Source organism: Chryseobacterium lathyri, from assembly GCF_030812195.1.
Classification (GTDB): Bacteria; Bacteroidota; Bacteroidia; order Flavobacteriales; family Weeksellaceae; genus Chryseobacterium; species Chryseobacterium lathyri_A.
Genome location: NZ_JAUSSF010000003.1, coordinates 530,929 through 548,923 on the forward strand (window position 1 = coordinate 530,929; position 17,995 = coordinate 548,923).

The following is a 17,995-nucleotide window of genomic DNA, read 5'->3' on the forward strand; positions in this document are numbered from 1 at the left end:
AAAATTGAGTTAAAATTATAAAGGCAACAAAAAAGCCGGAAAATATCCGGCTTTTACATTGTAAAACGTGAGTCTTTATTTAAAATTAGCATCGGAAACTCCGGTATTAAGAACAACTTTGGTTGTCTTTATTGTTACTTTCTGACCTTTCCCGTCAATATCCACTTCGGAAGGGAACTTTATACCTTCCACTGTCATATAGTTTTTCACGATAACACTTCCTTCCCCTACAGAAGATTGGTATAAAAGTCCGGTAGCGGCATCAAAGTAGAATTTTCCTTTTTCTGAAGACAATACATTATAGTCTTTGGAGTCCAGTTTTTCCACAGTAACATCTTTGAACTTTGAGGGATCAAAAGCCAACGCCTCAATGGTAGTTCCTTTCTTCAGTTCAGCAATATTATCGGCAGGAAAATCAGTTTTCTGTCCTGCTCTTTCTATATATCCTTTTTCACCGTCAAAAACCTGGCTTACCGTCTGTCCCATTGCAGTCTGTACAGATTTAAATTTGTTGCCCATTTTTGTAGTGCTCATGGTGATATCCATTCCCTGAACGTTCAGTGTATTATCAATAACCGTAGATTTTACTGCTTCTAATTTACTTTTACCTCCCAGAGCTTTAAAATAATTATCAATAACATCTTTTGGGGTCAGTTTAGATTTCACGACTTCTGTCTTTACGGGAGCTGCATTGGTTTGAGCTGCTGCCGGAACTGCAAAGAGTACAGCACAGAAAAACGGAATGATGATCTTTTTCATATCTATAATAAGTTTAAGGTGTAAATATATGAATATTGATCACAAGAAAATTAAACACAGCATATTTATGGGGAATACAGTATAATTCCTGCCCGGATATATTAAGGTTTTTTAAGAATATCCGAAACTAAATAACAAGATTGCTTACTTATAGTAGTGATTTCTGGTAATAAAAATGAGGAATATATTAAAAGAAATATAAATTTTAGTCCGGAGATAAAAAAAACCTCCGATTCTTCGGAGGTTTTGAAATATTTATATCGGAATAAATTACTTTTTAAGCTCTTCTAAAAACTCGTCGTGAGAGATTTTAGTTTCTTTTTTAGATGCTTTTTCAAGAATTACATCTTTCAGTTTAGCCATAGCTACTTCAGAAGAAATCTGTCTTACCTGCTCCTGGTCTTTCAACATTTCAACAGCATATTTCTGGATTTCCTCATCACCTAAGTGGTGGATTCCGTAAATAGCCAACTGATTTCTTACTAATTGCTCAGCCTGTGCCAATACATCAGCATAATCTAACTGGATGTCGTTATCTGTCATTAATTTACCTTCAATAATCTGGTATCTTAACTGGCTTTTCTCTGCTTCAAGAATTCCTTTAGCCTGCTCTTCAGACTGGATGTTCTGGTTAGAGAATAATAACCATTTTACAAGGAAATTTTCAGGAAGCTTCACTTCTTCTTTTTCAGTAACCTGCTCCAATACTTTATTCACATAATGAACGTCAGCATTCTGCTGGAAGTACTCATCCAGCTCAGATTTTACTTTTTCTTTAAGTTCTTCTTCAGACTTGATTGTTCCTTCACCATACACTTTGTCGAATAGCTCCTGATTAAGTTCAGCAAGTTTCAATGAATAGAAATCTTTTACCTTAACTTCTACTTCAGCATGGTGTAAATGCTCAACTTCTTCTTTGCTGAATCCTAATTCTTTAGCCAAGTCTTCGTCACCTGCAAGAGTTTCTTTAGATACTTTTACAGAACCGTCCATTTTTAAAGCTTTTACCAATTTGAAAGCTTCTTTGTTTTCAGCAGTAATGGTAACGTTCTTTGGATGGTGGTGGTGTTCTCCTTCAGCATCTTCTTCTACAACCTGAGAAATTTCTAAAGCTATATAAGAATCCTTAGTGATTTTATCCTGAGGAACCTGCTCTGCAAAACGCTTTTGCATGTTCTCAATGCTCTTCGTAATTTCTTTGTCAGAAGCTTCTACTTTATAATGAGGAGCTTCATATTTAGCTAAATCTATAGTGAATTCAGGCTCATATCCTACTTCGAAAGCAACTTCAATTTTTTCAGCGTTGTAATCCAATTGATTTACTGGCTGAGGAACAGGCTGACCAACTAATCTTAACTTGTTTTCGTTAACATAGTTATTCAATGCGTCAGAAACCTGTTTGTTGATTTCTTCGAATGCAATACCTGCTTCATATTGTTTTTTAACCATACTCAAAGGCACTTTCCCTTTTCTGAAACCAGGAACTTGCGCATTTTTAGCATAATTAATCAACTGCTTGTCTACTTTTTCTTTGTAGTCAGATTTTTCCAATGTCACTGTAAGTAATGCACTTACGTCATCATGGTTTTGTGCGGTAACCTTCATTATTGATTAAAATTTTAGGTTGCAAAAATATGAAATTTTTATGAGAATTACCTACTTATAATCAATTCTTAGCATTCAAATGTTTATAAATAAAAAACCACTGAAAATCTCAGTGGTTTTTATGGTTTGATATGAAAAAATTTATTATTGAACCCCTATTAAGGCATCTACATCACTTTCACCTCCTGTGGTAGTTCCCTGCTGGTTGTCCGCAGAAGGGGAATTCTGGTTTACAGCACTAGGTGCATGGATCAGTTTAATGTTGGCTGTGGCATTGGAAGGTGCACCGGTAACCGTCCAAACTGTTTTAAGACCTAATTTATTTCCGTCCGTTCTTACAATATCATCAGCTGCTCTTTTCACATTTACATTTACGCCTGCAAATTTGTAGGTAATGAAATGCTCATCTTTCTCTTCAATGATCTCGTCATTGGCACTGTGAGAATGATCGTCATGGATAGTCTGGAAGTCCAGGCTTACATTATATGTTTTTCCGTTTTGTAGAATTATTTTTTTATTTGCCACTCCCCCAATGTATGTAATAACTTGTGGAGTTCCTCCTGCATTATCAGCAATAGTCACCTCAAGTTTGGAAATCTCTTCATGCTCATGGATATCTTCAGGAATATCAGTGTTGTCATCATTACGGCAAGAGAATAATAAAACGGCAGCTAATAGTAAAAGTGTTATGTTAAATATTTTTTTCATTGTAATTTAAATTTTAAGTATTAATAATAATTAGAAGTTGTATTTAAGAGTAACCACGAAATTTCTTCCGGCTTCAGGCATATAATATCTCAATCTGTTCAGATATTCCCTGTACTCTTTATTGAATATATTGTTGATCCTGAAATTCAGATTCAGGTTCCTGAAAAGGTCTGCTCCCACAGACGCATGAAATATGGAGAACGCAGCAGGGGTGGAACTGTAGTCAATTACTCTGGTAACCAGTTCGTCATCCTGGATAAACTGTACGCTCTGATCCCTGATCGGGAAACTATTCTGCTTGAAAACATTTTCGTTTTCCAGTCTTATATAGAAATTGGAAGGCTTATTCAGATTCAGCTCGATAGAATTTCTGAGATTCGTAGGCATCATCAGGATAAGCGGTTCATTCTTCGTCAGATCTTCACCTTTAAGGGTACTGAAACTGGTCGTCCATTTCAGGTTGTCAAGAATTTTAAGCTGTGCATCTGCATCAATTCCATAGATTCTCGCTTTTACCTGCTGATATTCCCAGATCGCAAAGCTTCCTCTGTTAGTCGATTGGAAACCTACCGGCATCTGGTTGATAAAACTGTCCGAGAACATCATATACGGATTGGCTTCCACCTGAAGACCTTTCAAAACATCAAAACGTCCGGTAAGGGAAAGATTGGCATTATAGATCTCTTCTTTTTTTATCCTTAAATCTCCTTTTTCAATAATCGCCGCAGAATGATGAAGCCCATCGGCAAATAATTCCGCTGGATTCGGTGTTCTGCTCATTCTTGAAAAATTAAACTTAATGTCAAAATCCCTGGAAGGCTGGTAATTCAATCCGATATTGGCTGAGAAATTATGATAGTCAAAGACTGGGCGGGCCAAGATTCTGCTGTCATTCTTCTGCACATAAAACTGCGGAAAAACAGAGGCATATTTCTCTTCCCATTCCGATCCGTCATAATATTTATAAGAATCATATCTGCTGAAATCATATCTCACACCAGCTTCAGCATTCAGTTTTGGGCTGAAACGGTATTTAAATACAGAAAAAGCTCCTGCATCATATCTGTAATAATCAGGAATCAACCTTCTTGCTTTGGTAGCCGGATTGGGATAATTATCCTGATAACCTGCGGAAATCCCGCTTTCCAGACTCCAGCCTGCACGTTCTATAAGATGAGTGAGGCTTGCTGTATGGGTAATGAGCCTTAGGTCCATTGAAGGAACATCGTTCAGCTCTCCCCTTCTGATATCATATTCTTTACGTCTGTTTAACTGAAAGCTGTACTGGAACGTAAGTTTTCCGAAATCAGCGAAGCGTTTGTAAGCGGAAAGCTTTACAATATGATGTTCTACATCCTGCTTAGGATTGGTGATATCATAACTGAAATCGTCCAGGAAATACGGCTGCCCGAAATTAATCGCCATATAGGCATCATAATTATTACCCAGATGCGCTCCCTTATAGATGCCGAATTCCTGATTGATTCCGCTGTAGGAAACATCAAATCCCTGCATAAAGCCATGATTACCAAAAGAAAAGTTAAAAGAATTCACTTCTGCTCCGGTATTCTGAAGGGTATGATGGGGGATATAAAGATCACCTGTCTTTTTATAGCTTCCTCCCGCTTTTACAAACCATTCGTTTTCCCATGATTTAAGAACACTCGCTGCAATTTCTCCTCCTCTTCCGTTAGAAATTCCTGAAAGCTTCAGGTTTCCCATAACAGTATCTTTTTTCGGAGGTATAGCCGGCTCCAGCAGGACAACACCCGCTACTCCGTCGTTGCCATATTTCAATGCAGATGCCCCTTTAATGACATCGATATGCTCGAAATCATTCACATCTACATTCGGGGCGTGTTCCGCGCCCCATTCCTGTTCTGCCATCTTCACACCGTTATTCATAATAGAAATACGGCTTCCGTACATTCCATGGATCACAGGTTTTGTAATATTATTCCCCGTCTTCAGTACTGCGACTCCTGAAATTTTAGAAAGAAGGTTTCCCAGATTCTCCGTGGAATTTCTTTCTATATCGGTTTTGTCCAGTGTTTTCAATACTACAGAGCCTTTATTTTTGTGATTTCCGTGCAGGGTTACGGTTTCAATATCACCGACATGATGCTCTAAAGTAATGGCAATGTTCAGATCCTGATTAATTCCTATATTTTCAGTATAATCATTACAATCAGGATGCTTCGCAATGAGTATATATTTTCCCGCAGGAATTTTATTCAACGTAAACTTACCGGCGTGATCTGTTTTAGTGGTAAATCCCCCGATCTTCACTACTGCATTTTCTAACGCAGTTTTATCATGAAAATCCTGAACAGTTCCTTCTACAGTATACGTTTTTTGTGCATTTATCAATGTCAGTCCACATAGAACCAGCATCAGACTATATATCAATTTCATTGTCAATAGATTGATTGCGTACCTTATACAGGTACATTTTCGTAAAAATTTGTTGAATGGGTTGGTTTTACATTGTAAAATGTAGAATCTAAAAGTATTAATGACTGATGAATAGATGTCAGATTGTGATGTCAGATATCAGACTTGAGATATTAGAACAATTAATTCTGTCCAAGAACATCAAACCAAAAACTCTGAATCTCCGAATCACATAACGCGTATTTCGTATCCCGAAAAATCCGGAATTCAGAAACCACATCTACAGCTATCAATCAATAGCTTTAAACCCAAAGTATTGAACTTTAAACCGAATTAAAGTCAATAAAAAAATCTATGATTATGCAACTGCAGGAGGCCCCCGGAGCTGAAACGTGAATTTGGTCTGAGACCATATTTTTTCCTGAACAGCAATTACCTGTTTTACTTCGTGTGTAAAATGCTCGAAGGTAAAGCGGAATTCTTCAGGAACCAGTGTATGCCCTGTAGCTAAGAAATGGCACGCCAGACAGTCACCAGGCTTTTCTTTAGCTGAAGTTTTGGCCATTGTATTTTCTGTCTTTTTAAGATTGAAACTCTTAAGATAATCGACAGTATCATGATGGTGAAAACTTTGAGAAAACAGCGCAATGAAGTATATCCCAAACAAAAGTTTGGAGATAAAGTTCTTCAGATTTCTGCTTTCTTTAAAAATCATCCTGTAAAATTATAAAAATAATTTAAGTTTTAAATTAAGTTTTAGTAAAACTCTCCAATACGTCGGCGGAAGTATGCTTTTGTTACAAACTTATACCTGGGCGAATGTACTTGTTTTTTATACTAAAAATTTTCGACTTCGCTCAGGATGACCCTGTTAAAAAATAATACCGTCGTATTAGATTATTATCAGCAAGCTATCCTGAGCAAAGTCGAAAGATCTGTAATATTTTAAATCTAAAAAATTAAATCAGTTGAGAACCCAAATGCTCCCATTCCTGTAGAGCAACTTCTAATTCTTCTTTAGTTTTATTGTATTTTTCTAAAGTTTCTTCAGAAGGATTTTCTTTTGTGAATGAAGCTTCCAATGTTTCAATTTCCGCTTCAAGCTCGGAAATTTTCTCTTCTACTTTCTTTAATTTATTCTGAATATTTTTTTGCTCTTTGCTGACAATTGTTGATGATTTTTCTTCAACCTTTACTTCTTTGGGAACTGGTTTTGCCTCAACTTTCACATCATCGCTGTGAAGTTTTGCTTTTTCGGCAGATATTTCCCTAAGGGTTTCCTTTTGTCTGTATTCAAGATATTCACCAACGCTTCCCAGGAATTCCTTCATTCTTCCGTCACGGAATTCATAAATTTTATCACAAAGCCCATCCAGGAATTCCCTGTCGTGAGAAATTACGATCAATGTCCCTTCAAAATTCTGTAAAGCCAGTTTGATAATCTCCTTAGACTGAATATCAAGGTGGTTGGTAGGCTCATCCATAATCAATGTATTGAAAGGACGGAGCAACAACTTACAAAGGGCCAGACGGTTTCTTTCTCCTCCGGAAAGTACTTTTGTTTTCTTGGTTACCGCTTCACCCTGGAAAAGGAAAGATCCTAAAAGGTCTCTTACCCTAGGTCTGGTTTCTTCTGTAGCGGCATCTTCGGCTTCTTCCAGAACTGTTTTATTCGGAGTCAGTACTTCTTCCTGGTTTTGGGCAAAGTACCCGATGTTTACATTGTGTCCTAAGTTCCATGTCCCTGTATAATCTTTGATATCTCCGGCAAGAATTTTAGCCAAGGTTGTTTTTCCCTGCCCGTTCTGTCCTAAAAGGGCAATCCTATCTCCTCTCTGAACAATAAAGTCTACATCATCAAAAATTTGTTTTTTCCCGTAAGCTTTTCCTAAATGATTAGCCTCAAAAATAACTTTTCCGGGAACCATAGACTGTACGAAACGGATGTTGAATTTTGAAACGTCTTCGTTATCTACCTCGATGCGTTCAATCTTATCCAATTTTTTAATAAGTGACTGTGCAAAAGATGCTTTTGTAGCACTGGCACGGAACTTATTGATGTTATCTTCCATCTGCTTGATCTCCGCATCCTGATTCTTTTTGGCCTGAATCAGTTTTTCACGGCGTTCTTCACGCATAACCAGATATTTGGAATAATTGGCTTTATAGTCGTCAACTTTTCTATTGTTGATGTCAAAAGTCCTGTTGCAGACAGCCGTCATAAACTGCTTATCGTGACTTACCAGAACAATAGCTCCGGGATAATCTTTCAGGAAGTTTTCCAGCCAGATGATGGATTCCATATCGAGGTGGTTGGTAGGCTCATCGAGAAGCATGATGTCGTTCTTCTGAAGAAGCAGTTTGGCCAGCTCAATTCTCATTCTCCATCCTCCGGAAAATTCATCTGTAATTTTATGAAAATCATCTGCCTTAAAACCTAAACCGAATAATATTTTCTCCATATCACCTTCCAGGTTATAGGCATCATGGTTCATCAGAAGATCATTCAGTTCTGTCATTTTGTTGATCAGGTCTGTGTAGGCATCACTTTCGTAATCAGTTCTTGTTGCCAATTGGTGATTAACTTCTTCCAGCTCATTTTTCCAGGCATTGATCTGTTCAAAAGCCTGCATTGTTTCGTTCCAGACGGTTCTTCCTTTTACAAAGTCAAGATCCTGCTTCAAGAAACCTATGGTAACATTTCCTTCGGGAACAACACTTCCTTCATAGAAATTAATTTCTCCGGAAAGCATTTTCAGTAAAGTAGATTTTCCTGCTCCGTTTTTCCCAACGAGACCTACTTTATCATCCTTTTTAATGGTGAAATTTGTATTTTGAAACAGATAGTTTCCTGAATGATGTAATCCTAAACCTTGAACCGAAAGCATTTTATTAAATAAAAATTAAGTGATGAATAATGAATTTTCGGGTGCAAAAGTACGGAAAAAGAAATGAATAGCCCAGAAATAAAAAGTGCCTGCCCCGGAATAACATAAAAAGGGATGCCCTGACAGACACCCCTTCGCAACCTAAATTTAAAACTGAAAAGTACATTTAATTCTGTTCTGCCGCAAAAGATCTTATCTCTATTGTGCGGCTCCAGATATCATTATTGGGAACATTGGTTCCGTACATAAAGTCTGCGGTGAAGCTGTCTTCAGAAAGATGCAGCTCAGTAAGAAGTTTGGTATGAATCTCCCGGTCTGCAGATGTACTGCTGGGTACATTCAGGCCAATGTTGATCAGTTCCGCTTCTGTTTCATCAGCTGATTTTTGTAATGTATGGTCATGATACCGCCCGAAATTGGCTGAAATATGGGTATATGCTGCAAAGTTCGCATAATCATAATGAGGTTTCATAGCAGGTGAAAAATTTTTAACATATGCGGCAAGATCGATACAAAAGTTTGCCAGAAAAGTATCATTCACAATTTCAAGGCCTGAATTGGCAAGATCTGTACTGAAAATTCCGGACATTGCATGATTGGTTTCTTCCAGCATTATCCTGCCGTACACAAATGGAAGTGTATTGAAAACTAACTCTCTGGAAACATAAGCCTGGGAGAGAACAACTCCTTTATCGATCTGAAAATCCGACAACAATGAATTCCATATCTTGTTTCCTTCGGCATCGGTTTTTGTATTTCTCACCTCTGAAATATAGTCCTGTAAATCGCTGACATTCATAAAGTCTGTAGAAATATAAACTGACTGGGGCGCTGGCAGATATCCGCCACCTACATCGGCATGAGCACCGGGAACGAAAACTTCTTTCCATATGGAACCGGCTGTCTCAATTTTGGTGTCCTGCATACTTCCTGAATTTTCAAAAAAACCTGTGAGCGGGAAAAAGAACCTGCATTCATTAACCGCGCATAGATGAAGGGCATGTTCCACTTCCTGAGGCAGGCTCATGTCGTACGTGTTAAATGGTTTGGACTCCACGGTATCAAAAACACCTAAAAACTTTATGATAATATTTCCACTGGGATAATCTGCCACGAGCCGGTTACAGAATTCTCTCGCCAGCATACTTCCCCTGCTGAATCCGTAGACGTAAAAATGATAGTCAATAGTTTTGCCATTCACAAGATTCTGTACAAAAGCATTGGCTTTCTGCAGTTTGTCATCGGAAGAATATCCCTGAGTGTCGGGAGGATTAGCGCAGGTGGCCATGGCAAAGTTGCTGTCTTCACCACCTGTAACCGTTCCTATTCCTTCTACATATATTTTGTTGTTTCCGCTGAATAGATGAAACAGTTTAAAAACATTGGTAGGTGCTCCTTTATAGCTTTCATTATTCGCTGAAGGCATATCGGCTGAGCCTGCATTGATCCCGTTATTTCCGGTTCCGTCAAAAAAGATTCCGACAGGTAATACTGTATTGCTTTCCATCGCTGTGTTTTGTTTTAATTGTTGAAAGTTTTCCAGGACACTATCTTGCTTTGAATCCTGTAAAACTTATTTTTCAAATTAACGGAAGAAGAAAAAACAATACTAGCGTGAAAAATACCAAATAAAAAATTCCGTATTTCTACGGAATTACATTTTATCAAGAGAATATATATTGTTCACAACTGCATAAATAACAATTCCGACTGTGTTCTTCGCTCCAATCTTTTCCAGGATCCGCTGGCGGTGGCTTTCTACCGTTCTGGGACTGATGAAGAGCTTTTCTCCGATCTCATTATTGGTGTATTCCTGGCAGATCAGCTTCACAACATCTTTTTCCCGTTCGGAGAGTTCGTCTTCCATTTCAAAGAGAGATTTCTTTTTTGCAGAACTGTTCATATAGGTAAAAAGCATCTGATGATCTTCTGCCGTGAAGAAAACTCCATTTTTGTAGACCATGGTAATGGCATCGATAAATGTTTTGCGGTCTGAATTTTTAGGAAGAAAAGCTGAAACTCCCAATTTAACCATATACCCCAAAATGGAAGTTTTGTAATGGGAGGAAAGGATAATGATCCTGAGATCGGGATATTTTTCTTTAAGAATTTCTACAAGTTCAAAGCCGTTCATAGGCTGCATCTGTACATCTACAAGAGCTATGTGGGGGAAATCATCTTCAGAAAGGGTTCCCAGCTTTTCAATAAAATCTGCACCATTATTGGAGGTAAGGCATACGGAGATATTCTTTTCATTCGAAAGCAGCATTTTCACCCCTTCCAGGATCAGCTGTTCGTCATCAATTAAGGCTATTTTGATTTGGGAGTTCATGGTTATCTGGAATTAAAATGATTAAACGGCTTCCTTTATTCAGGGTATTTTTCCATTTATGGACGGCATTCATAGATTTTACCCTGGATTCGATGTTTTTGATGCCCATTCCTTTTTTTACGAGATCAAAATCAAATCCCTGTCCGTTGTCAGAAATAATGACAGCCATATGCCGGGGATAGTCTTTGATGTAGATCCACAGGTCTGTAGCCGTAGAATGTTTGATCACATTGGTCGTAAATTCCTGAATGATACGGTACAGCTGCACCTCTATAAAGATATCTTTTTTCTCATATCCGGGCATTACCCGCATAGAAATATTGATCTTATGGGAGAGGTTGGCAATCATTTCTTCTACATAGAGAACAAATCCCACCGATTCCAGGTTAACGGGATACAGGGAGTGGGAAATACTCCGGGCTGCATCAATGAGAGACGACATCTGGCTGTAGATCTTTTTCTTGATGATCTCATCTCCTTTTGTATCAAGGTTGTTGAGCCACAGGGAAAGGATATTGAGCCTGTTCCCAATATCATCATGGATCATAACGGCTATTCTTTTTCTCTCTTCTTCCTGGGCTTTGATGTTTTCAAGCACGAGCTTTTTCTGATGAAGAACCTCAGCTTCGTGCTGAGCATTCTTTTCTTTGATAATCCTGCTGATAAAAGATCTGTAGGCTAAGAGAATAAAGGACACTATAACTGTTATGGTAACAATTATAAGGATCAGCAGGCTAATATTTAAGGTTACTTCTTTAATTTGATGAAAGTATATAAAAATGAACAGTATAAAATGCTTGACAGAATATTATTCACACTGAGAATAATTAAGTACTCATTTTCTGAAAGATTCGCGATCTGATGCTGGATAATAAAAATAAATACCGAAACTGAATAGTAAAAAAAAATACAGGCATCCACAAGAAGAAAACGGTTCTCTGTGGAGACACCCCTGATCTCTCTGATCAGAGTAAATCCTGAAAGGCATATAATGATGATATTTGATATTACTTTTACAATATCACTGTTGAAGGGGTAGTTGAATACATATTTTGATATCATAAATCCAGCTGCAAGAAGTGCTGTAATTCCTAAAAAGTATTTTGGAAGCTCTAGTTTCCTGATAAATAAGGCGGTGATCAGAGAAAATTCGCCGGCGATATACAAAGGATACAGAAAAGAGGTATCATTAAAATTGAAAAGATAAGGCAGGGCTAAATTTAATAATTCAATAAAAAAAAGAAAAGCAATACAGTGAAAATATTGCTTTTCTTTGGCATTCAGTATACGGTATTTGGCTGCTCCCAAAAATATAATGGACAGAAGCAGACCATAATTTAGGAATAAAATTGCTTTAAAAAAATCTGTCATTCCTGTTTATACTATGTATTTAAGATCCAATTTCAGGAATACGGCAGACAGGCGGGCATGGTTTCGCCCAATCATAAGTATTTGAAATAGTTGCCACATTGGTTCCTTCCTGTAACAGTTCATGAAAGGAAATAAAGATCAGTGTTACCAGCATTCTCTGATAAATATCATTATGCCTAAGTCCGAAAGAGCATTTAATGCCTAAAACCTCAGGGCTAGGGTGAGTGAGGTCTTCCATAGGAATATAGAATCTTCTGAAAACTCTTTGTCCCCCGAATTCATTACACTCACGGAAAAACCATTCCATTCCTTCATTTCTCCAGCGTTCAATTGCTTCTACAGCAATATCCTGGTCCAGAATTGGCTGTTCGGATACCGGAACAGAGGTATTAGTATTACCGTCCACTTTCGTAAGGTTACTGGAAAGAACAGCATTTTTGGTAACCGTAAACTCTTTTGTTTCCTGTAGTCTGAGATCATATTTAAGTGGTCCCAGGACAGTATACTGATATTCAACAACACTTTTATCCACATGTCCCTGTGCATCCAAAGGAAGGAAAATCAGGACCATACTGCTGTTGTACACACCTACCTCAGCGCATACATCTACATATTTGTTGTGCTCCATTATTTTTCCGATCTGTTCCGAAGAAAGCTCAAAAATGTAATTGGTGGGAATTAAATTTGCAATTCTAGGATAATCTGACACATACTTGGCCCATTCGGCGGTTGCCAGCTTGTAATCGTTCTCATTCATAAGTTCATAGTTATTTAGTTGCATAAAATTATACAAACTAAATATCCTGCACAAATAATCGCATCATAAATTTATTATTCGTAAAATAAATTTAATTTTAGCGGGAAGAAATTTCCGATCACAAAACAGTTTAAGATTAACTGATCACATCAATAATTCCTCACAGTAATGTGATAACAGCTTTGCTGCCTTTCCCTGATATAATAAATCCTGCCGGCATTGGCATAATACTTTAGAACTTTTTCCAGCGCCGCTTCCATTTTAGGATTGTATTTCAATACATCATTGAACCTGACATAGGAAATATCAAAGGAATTGCCGTAATTATGTGAGCTTATCCCTAAGGATGCATTGGAATTCACTTTCCTTAGCCTGCACTGATCTTCAAGTGTTCTTGTGATGGATGAAACGGTAAAAGTATGACCTTTTGTCTCCTTACTGAACCTGGCCCCCATCTTTTCAAGGGTGATTTTCGCTTTAGAAACCATATACGGCCTGCTGTAATCAAGTTTCTGAACCCGATATCCTTTTCCGCTTTTTTTTATTTTATGAAATTTTCCGTTGCCTATATACTTTTGCACTGTTTTGGAATCTTTCAGCAGTTTTACCTTAAAACTTTTGGAAGCATCCAGATGCGGCTTGTACAGAGCGGTAGGCTCTACTTTCAGTACCGATGTCAAATCATAGCAGGGAAGTGCTTTTTTTGCTGCCTGCGGGTAATAAAAGCTATACATAAAAGGCACGAAGGCTACACAAAAATACTTTCTCATTAACCACACTTTTAAATTACTAAACGAAAGATAAACATTTATGATATACTATTTAATTTACACATAATGTCGTTATAAAAAAATTCCCAACAAACATTAAACCAAATTACTAAATATGTAATTTTATATTAAGAAATCCTAAAAGATTTTTAAGTTTTATCTTTTTATTTTAAAATTTAAATTTTACATTTGAGATACATTTAAATAATAAACATATGATAAAAAAACTTTTTGCTGAATTTTTCGGCACATTTTGGCTTGTTTTCGGTGGTTGCGGAAGTGCAGTTTTCGCTGCCGGAGTTCCCGATATAGGTATTGGCCTTTTAGGGGTTTCTTTAGCCTTTGGTCTTACGGTTCTCACGATGGCCTATGCTGTCGGGCATATTTCTGGCGGACATTTCAATCCGGCAGTATCCTTTGGACTTTTTGCGGGAGGCAGGTTCCCAGCTAAAGATCTTATCCCTTACATTGTGGCGCAATGTCTTGGAGCATTGGTAGCAGCGGGATGTCTTTACGTTATCCTCAGTGGTTCGGGAGCTTTAGATTTTTCCCAGCCAGGGGCTTTTGCCACTAACTTCTATGGAGAGGCAGTCTACAATGGAAAAGCATTCAGCATGGGAGCAGCATTTCTTGCTGAGTTTTTATTAACAGCTTTTTTCCTTATTGTTATTTTAGGAGCTACGGACAAATGGGCTAACGGAAAATTCGCAGGTATTGCTATTGGTTTGGCACTTACCCTGATTCACCTTATCTCTATTCCTATTACCAATACTTCCGTAAACCCGGCAAGATCGCTTTCACAGGCTGTTTTTACGGGTGGACTTGCAATGTCTCAGCTTTGGCTGTTTTGGGCAGCACCTATTTTAGGAGGGATTGTAGGAGGATTGATCTACAAGTTCCTGCTTCAGAGAGATACTGTTGAAGTTACTGATTAATACTAATTTTCATATTTATATAAAATCCTGTCGTCTGGCAGGATTTTTTTGTGTCGAGAATCATTCATTTGTAAACAATTTTAGGCTATTCTTTCCCATTTACGAGACTGTTGCTATTTTACATTTATGAAAAGAAAAGAAACAGTTATTGAATAATCTTCCACATTTGCTAATTATCCTTTTAGCAGGTAAATAATAAGCCTCAATTTTAGTTAAGATTAATCGAAATAAATAACAGAATAACTTAAAATTTAACTAAAATGAAAAAAATTCTCTTTTTACTATTCTTTGTATTGATTTGCGAAAACCAATTAAACGCACAAAAAAATACAGCTCCCGCACCAACTTATAACATCACCGTTACCAGAAATGATATTTTTGGCGAAAATGTCCCCGGTCATGCCCATACGGATGTTAAATTTGACATTAAAATCGGGTCCAATGAACGGGTCGCTGCACCTTTTCCTCCAGATATCAGTACATTCAGAACTTATAACTTTCCTGTAACTTTCACACTTCCCGGAGGAACTCCCCCAATCAGATACGGCAAAGTAAGCTTTAGCAATCCATCTACATTATACAGCGGATATTACCCGCTTCCAACTGCAATTGGAGACCATACAACAATTCCTTCAGAACCTACTATGATCTATTATCCGGGGCAGTTTGGATACGGAGTAGACATTACCTGCACAGGCCCCAATCAATATCTCATAGGTGTTACCAGGTTTGAATGCTATATATGCGTTCCCGGTGGTGGCACAGTATCAAAACAAGCAGCATCACAGCCTAAAACAGCTATAGTATCAAATCCTGATATGGGAATAAGCGAACTTTACTATACAGCTGCAGACAGAGAAACTGTTTCAATACGTGTTATTGACCTTAACGGTAAAACAGTAAGAGCATATACCACAGATGTAAGAGCCGGACAAAATAAACTGCCGATTGATCTCCAGAACCATCCGGGAGGCACTTATCTTGTTAAATGGAGCTCCAGCACCGGCGCAAACGGAACCTTAAAAATGGTGAAAAACAAATAACCATGGTTTAATATTTATATCCAACTCCTGTAGAAATGCAGGAGTTTTTCATCTTATTTTTTCCTGATCTCGAAAGGATTTTTGAAAATGAGTTCTTCCTGCCTACCTTTGATTTCCATTTTACGCTGCAGTAGATTCAGGGCCATTTTCCGGATAAAAAGATCTTTGTCAGTAAGTTTCCAGTAAGGATCCTCATGGACTCTTTTGGGCTTACGTATGAGGTAGAATTCAGTTTCCCAGGTATCTGCATTGTGGTAAAATTCAATAATTCCGCAATGCTCCGGAATTAGGTTATGTTCTATCATTCCCATCGGAAGCAGAAAACTGAAGGTATTACAAATATAGTCACCACATGAAATCTTATCATGTTTCAGGAATCTCTCCCCGGTATCTTTATTGAGATACGATTTTTTAAAATCGTTTTTAAAATCGCTTTTTGAAAGTTTAATTTCAATTTCATGACTAAACCCTTCAGAATCTATGAACAGCATATCTGCTTCCCAGTCGGCCTGGAAATAGTTCGTCAGCACAATTTCTTTTTCGAAATCGCAATGAGAATGGATATATGCATGAACAAGCTCTTCTATTTTCAGCATTACAATTAAAGTTTTTTAATTAACATGAATTCGAATAAGTGGTTAAAAATAAAAACAAGGATAAACAAGAATTTTAAGCAATCAATTGTTTTTAAGTTAAATAAAAGTCATTTCACTTATTGGTAAGTAATACAAAGGAAATGCTTTGTACTATTTGCTGAAGGAAATATCTTTTGCTTGCCTTGGCAACAATAAAATCGATTTCAGGTATTTTCTTCAAACCCAGACTAATTTATTTTTTGAAGCTCTACTATCCCATAGTGCAGCCATATTCCAAAGACACCTGTTTTGGTAAAGTATTTTTCATCTTTCCCAAATGTAACGGAAGTATTAGGCTGTGTCTGACAAATAAAAAAATGTCCGCCGTCAATACAGTTCATTTTCCCTTCTTTATGCAGCTCTGTCCATCCAAATTCCTTATAAGCATCCCGGTCATTTTCTCCATCAAATGAAAACTGCCTAACCGTAGCTTTATCTTTATCTCCATCTCTTTTCGAAATCAAAGACCACCGGACCATATCTGATTCTTCCTTTACCGGAATTCCTTTCGGATCGGCATCTTTCATACTCGCAACCACTAGAGTATCTGTAATCCCGGAAACTCCGTTATTGAGTTCATTTACCAGATAAGTACCGGACCAGATATCTTTTTCGGTCATTGTTTGTGCTGACAATAGATCAGATATACCTATTAAGATTAAAAATAAAAAGAAACTTTTCTTCCAGTCCATAATAAGAAGTCTTTATTTGTTTATTTCTAATATCAAGAAACCAATAAGCTGCATCCGCGGATATCGGAGTGATCTATTCTTCCGAGTACCTGGAACTTATCTTCCGGAAGCGATTTTCCCAAATCCTGCGTTGCTATAAAACAGCATGAATGGATATTGGCCAAATCTATAATATTTATCGCTCCGGTTCTTCCCTCTTTTTCGTAAGAAAAGGGATCTTCTGCATTCCGGACCAATATTCTCATCCAGTTGGGACATTTATATTCATTGTTCCCAAGAGAATAAGCCTGCGAAAGCAGTTCTGTCATTGAATATTCTGAGTAAATCTTTTCTGTTTTAAAGCCATTCTGCAGAATTTTCAGCAGCTCGTCTTTGGTCATTTCTTCTTTTCTACCCTTCATACCTCCTGTTTCAATAATTATCAGATTTTGAGATCCGGAAACTGAAAGGTTCAGAGATTCAACGGAATCCAGGAAGTCCAACAAGGCGAAAGATACCCCGAAAAGAATGACTTTTTTATCTTTCAAAGTGTTTAAAAGCTGGAACAGTTCGGAATGGTTGTAAAGAAAATATCCGTTTTCAGGTTTAGCAGATTTTTTCATGAGATAATCTACCATATAGATCAAAGAAGAATTCTGTTTCTCCAGATAGCTTGGAAGAAGGCCCAGAAAAATAAAATCTTCCGGCTTTCCTATAAACTGCTCAAAACTTTTATAAATGCTTTCTTCATAGATGCCCGGATTTGCTATAAAATGTTTTGAAAGATTCATCTGTGTAGTTCCTGAACTTTGAAAAAACAGATCAGCAGCTGCATTTTTATCCAAGATCTGATGGTTTTTAAACATTTCTATCGGCAGGAAAGGAATTTTTTCCAGACTGCGAACCTCATCCGGATTTATTTTCAGGAAATCCACGAACTTTCTATATATCCCAACATTTTCATACTGATAATGAAAAGCTGCCAATGATGCATCCAGGAAATCCTGTTCTGTCTGTATGCTGAATATATTTTTCAATTTTTGGAGATTTTTTTTAAGCTATTACCAACTCATAATTAGCCAGTTATACAAAAAGCTTGTTTTTTTAATATTTTTTTAATCTATGAT

General features: G+C 37.3%; 17 protein-coding genes. 2 read left to right on the top strand and 15 right to left on the bottom strand.

From position 1 onward, the window contains the following. Positions 1-75: 75 nt before the first annotated feature. The 12 genes from J2T03_RS17695 to J2T03_RS17750 form a co-directional block, all read right to left on the bottom strand. Positions 76-759, bottom strand: a complete 684-nt coding sequence (locus J2T03_RS17695) for a hypothetical protein (protein ID WP_307220639.1) — start codon at positions 757-759, stop codon at positions 76-78. 270 nt (positions 760-1,029) lie between these two features. Further along, complete coding sequence (locus J2T03_RS17700) at positions 1,030-2,364, bottom strand: trigger factor (RefSeq protein WP_306843193.1); 1,335 nt, start codon at positions 2,362-2,364, stop codon at positions 1,030-1,032. A 144-nt stretch (positions 2,365-2,508) separates the two neighbouring features. Continuing rightward, entirely contained in the window at positions 2,509-3,072 is a 564-nt protein-coding gene (locus J2T03_RS17705; protein ID WP_306843192.1) for a hypothetical protein, read from the bottom strand. A 30-nt stretch (positions 3,073-3,102) separates the two neighbouring features. Next, positions 3,103-5,487, bottom strand: a complete 2,385-nt coding sequence (locus J2T03_RS17710) for a TonB-dependent receptor (RefSeq protein WP_307220641.1) — start codon at positions 5,485-5,487, stop codon at positions 3,103-3,105. A gap of 337 nt (positions 5,488-5,824) precedes the next feature. Further along, positions 5,825-6,181, bottom strand: a complete 357-nt coding sequence (locus J2T03_RS17715; protein ID WP_306843188.1) for a hypothetical protein — start codon at positions 6,179-6,181, stop codon at positions 5,825-5,827. A gap of 244 nt (positions 6,182-6,425) precedes the next feature. After that, complete coding sequence (locus tag J2T03_RS17720) at positions 6,426-8,354, bottom strand: ABC-F family ATP-binding cassette domain-containing protein (RefSeq protein WP_307220643.1); 1,929 nt, start codon at positions 8,352-8,354, stop codon at positions 6,426-6,428. A 166-nt stretch (positions 8,355-8,520) separates the two neighbouring features. After that, positions 8,521-9,861, bottom strand: a complete 1,341-nt coding sequence (locus J2T03_RS17725; RefSeq protein ID WP_307220644.1) for a T6SS phospholipase effector Tle1-like catalytic domain-containing protein — start codon at positions 9,859-9,861, stop codon at positions 8,521-8,523. Positions 9,862-10,008: 147 nt separating this feature from the next. Continuing rightward, positions 10,009-10,686, bottom strand: a complete 678-nt coding sequence (locus tag J2T03_RS17730; RefSeq protein WP_307220645.1) for a response regulator transcription factor — start codon at positions 10,684-10,686, stop codon at positions 10,009-10,011. After that, positions 10,655-11,383 carry a sensor histidine kinase gene (locus tag J2T03_RS17735; protein ID WP_306843183.1) on the bottom strand — a complete coding sequence of 243 codons (729 nt, stop codon included), beginning with the start codon at positions 11,381-11,383 and terminating at the stop codon, positions 10,655-10,657. Before J2T03_RS17735 ends, J2T03_RS17730 begins: the two co-directional genes overlap by 32 nt. 50 nt (positions 11,384-11,433) lie before the next feature. After that, a complete protein-coding gene (locus J2T03_RS17740; protein ID WP_307220647.1) occupies positions 11,434-12,057 on the bottom strand; it encodes a hypothetical protein in 624 nt (207 codons plus the stop codon). A 19-nt stretch (positions 12,058-12,076) separates the two neighbouring features. Beyond that, the gene (locus J2T03_RS17745) at positions 12,077-12,814 is read right to left on the bottom strand and encodes a hypothetical protein (protein ID WP_307220649.1); all 738 of its coding nucleotides are present in this window, start codon (positions 12,812-12,814) and stop codon (positions 12,077-12,079) included. Between the two features lie 149 nt (positions 12,815-12,963). Continuing rightward, the gene (locus J2T03_RS17750) at positions 12,964-13,584 is read right to left on the bottom strand and encodes a DUF5715 family protein (protein WP_306843179.1); all 621 of its coding nucleotides are present in this window, start codon (positions 13,582-13,584) and stop codon (positions 12,964-12,966) included. A 215-nt stretch (positions 13,585-13,799) separates the two neighbouring features. Here J2T03_RS17750 and aqpZ point away from each other — a divergent pair, with 215 nt between their 5' ends. Together aqpZ and J2T03_RS17760 are read left to right on the top strand one after the other, a co-directional pair. Beyond that, positions 13,800-14,519 carry an aquaporin Z gene (aqpZ, locus tag J2T03_RS17755; protein WP_373425313.1) on the top strand — a complete coding sequence of 240 codons (720 nt, stop codon included), beginning with the start codon at positions 13,800-13,802 and terminating at the stop codon, positions 14,517-14,519. 260 nt (positions 14,520-14,779) lie between these two features. Further along, on the top strand, positions 14,780-15,562 hold the full coding sequence (locus tag J2T03_RS17760) for a T9SS type A sorting domain-containing protein (RefSeq protein ID WP_307220651.1): 783 nt from the start codon (positions 14,780-14,782) through the stop codon (positions 15,560-15,562). A 53-nt stretch (positions 15,563-15,615) separates the two neighbouring features. Here the strand turns inward: J2T03_RS17760 and J2T03_RS17765 are convergent, their stop codons facing one another. The 3 genes from J2T03_RS17765 to J2T03_RS17775 form a co-directional block, all read right to left on the bottom strand. After that, positions 15,616-16,158: a hypothetical protein gene (locus tag J2T03_RS17765; protein ID WP_307220653.1), complete on the bottom strand. Its 543-nt coding sequence runs from the start codon at positions 16,156-16,158 to the stop codon at positions 15,616-15,618. A gap of 227 nt (positions 16,159-16,385) precedes the next feature. Then, positions 16,386-16,817, bottom strand: a complete 432-nt coding sequence (locus J2T03_RS17770; RefSeq protein WP_307220655.1) for a phosphate ABC transporter permease — start codon at positions 16,815-16,817, stop codon at positions 16,386-16,388. A gap of 104 nt (positions 16,818-16,921) precedes the next feature. After that, positions 16,922-17,905 carry a LuxE/PaaK family acyltransferase gene (locus tag J2T03_RS17775; RefSeq protein ID WP_307220657.1) on the bottom strand — a complete coding sequence of 328 codons (984 nt, stop codon included), beginning with the start codon at positions 17,903-17,905 and terminating at the stop codon, positions 16,922-16,924. Positions 17,906-17,995: the final 90 nt, after the last annotated feature.

Excerpts from the sequence above, each read along its gene's own strand:
- J2T03_RS17715 (WP_306843188.1), bottom strand. The coding sequence starts at position 6,181 with ATGATTTTTAAAGAAAGCAGAAATCTGAAGAACTTTATCTCCAAACTT.
- J2T03_RS17710 (WP_307220641.1), bottom strand. The coding sequence starts at position 5,487 with ATGAAATTGATATATAGTCTGATGCTGGTTCTATGTGGACTGACATTG.
- J2T03_RS17740 (WP_307220647.1), bottom strand. The coding sequence starts at position 12,057 with ATGACAGATTTTTTTAAAGCAATTTTATTCCTAAATTATGGTCTGCTT.
- J2T03_RS17770 (WP_307220655.1), bottom strand. The coding sequence starts at position 16,817 with ATGACCGAAAAAGATATCTGGTCCGGTACTTATCTGGTAAATGAACTC.
- J2T03_RS17730 (WP_307220645.1), bottom strand. The coding sequence starts at position 10,686 with ATGAACTCCCAAATCAAAATAGCCTTAATTGATGACGAACAGCTGATC.
- J2T03_RS17695 (WP_307220639.1), bottom strand. The coding sequence starts at position 759 with ATGAAAAAGATCATCATTCCGTTTTTCTGTGCTGTACTCTTTGCAGTT.
- J2T03_RS17765 (WP_307220653.1), bottom strand. The coding sequence starts at position 16,158 with ATGCTGAAAATAGAAGAGCTTGTTCATGCATATATCCATTCTCATTGC.
- aqpZ (WP_373425313.1), top strand. The coding sequence starts at position 13,800 with ATGATAAAAAAACTTTTTGCTGAATTTTTCGGCACATTTTGGCTTGTT.
- J2T03_RS17760 (WP_307220651.1), top strand. The coding sequence starts at position 14,780 with ATGAAAAAAATTCTCTTTTTACTATTCTTTGTATTGATTTGCGAAAAC.
- J2T03_RS17745 (WP_307220649.1), bottom strand. The coding sequence starts at position 12,814 with ATGAATGAGAACGATTACAAGCTGGCAACCGCCGAATGGGCCAAGTAT.
- J2T03_RS17750 (WP_306843179.1), bottom strand. The coding sequence starts at position 13,584 with ATGAGAAAGTATTTTTGTGTAGCCTTCGTGCCTTTTATGTATAGCTTT.
- J2T03_RS17720 (WP_307220643.1), bottom strand. The coding sequence starts at position 8,354 with ATGCTTTCGGTTCAAGGTTTAGGATTACATCATTCAGGAAACTATCTG.
- J2T03_RS17725 (WP_307220644.1), bottom strand. The coding sequence starts at position 9,861 with ATGGAAAGCAATACAGTATTACCTGTCGGAATCTTTTTTGACGGAACC.
- J2T03_RS17705 (WP_306843192.1), bottom strand. The coding sequence starts at position 3,072 with ATGAAAAAAATATTTAACATAACACTTTTACTATTAGCTGCCGTTTTA.
- J2T03_RS17700 (WP_306843193.1), bottom strand. The coding sequence starts at position 2,364 with ATGAAGGTTACCGCACAAAACCATGATGACGTAAGTGCATTACTTACA.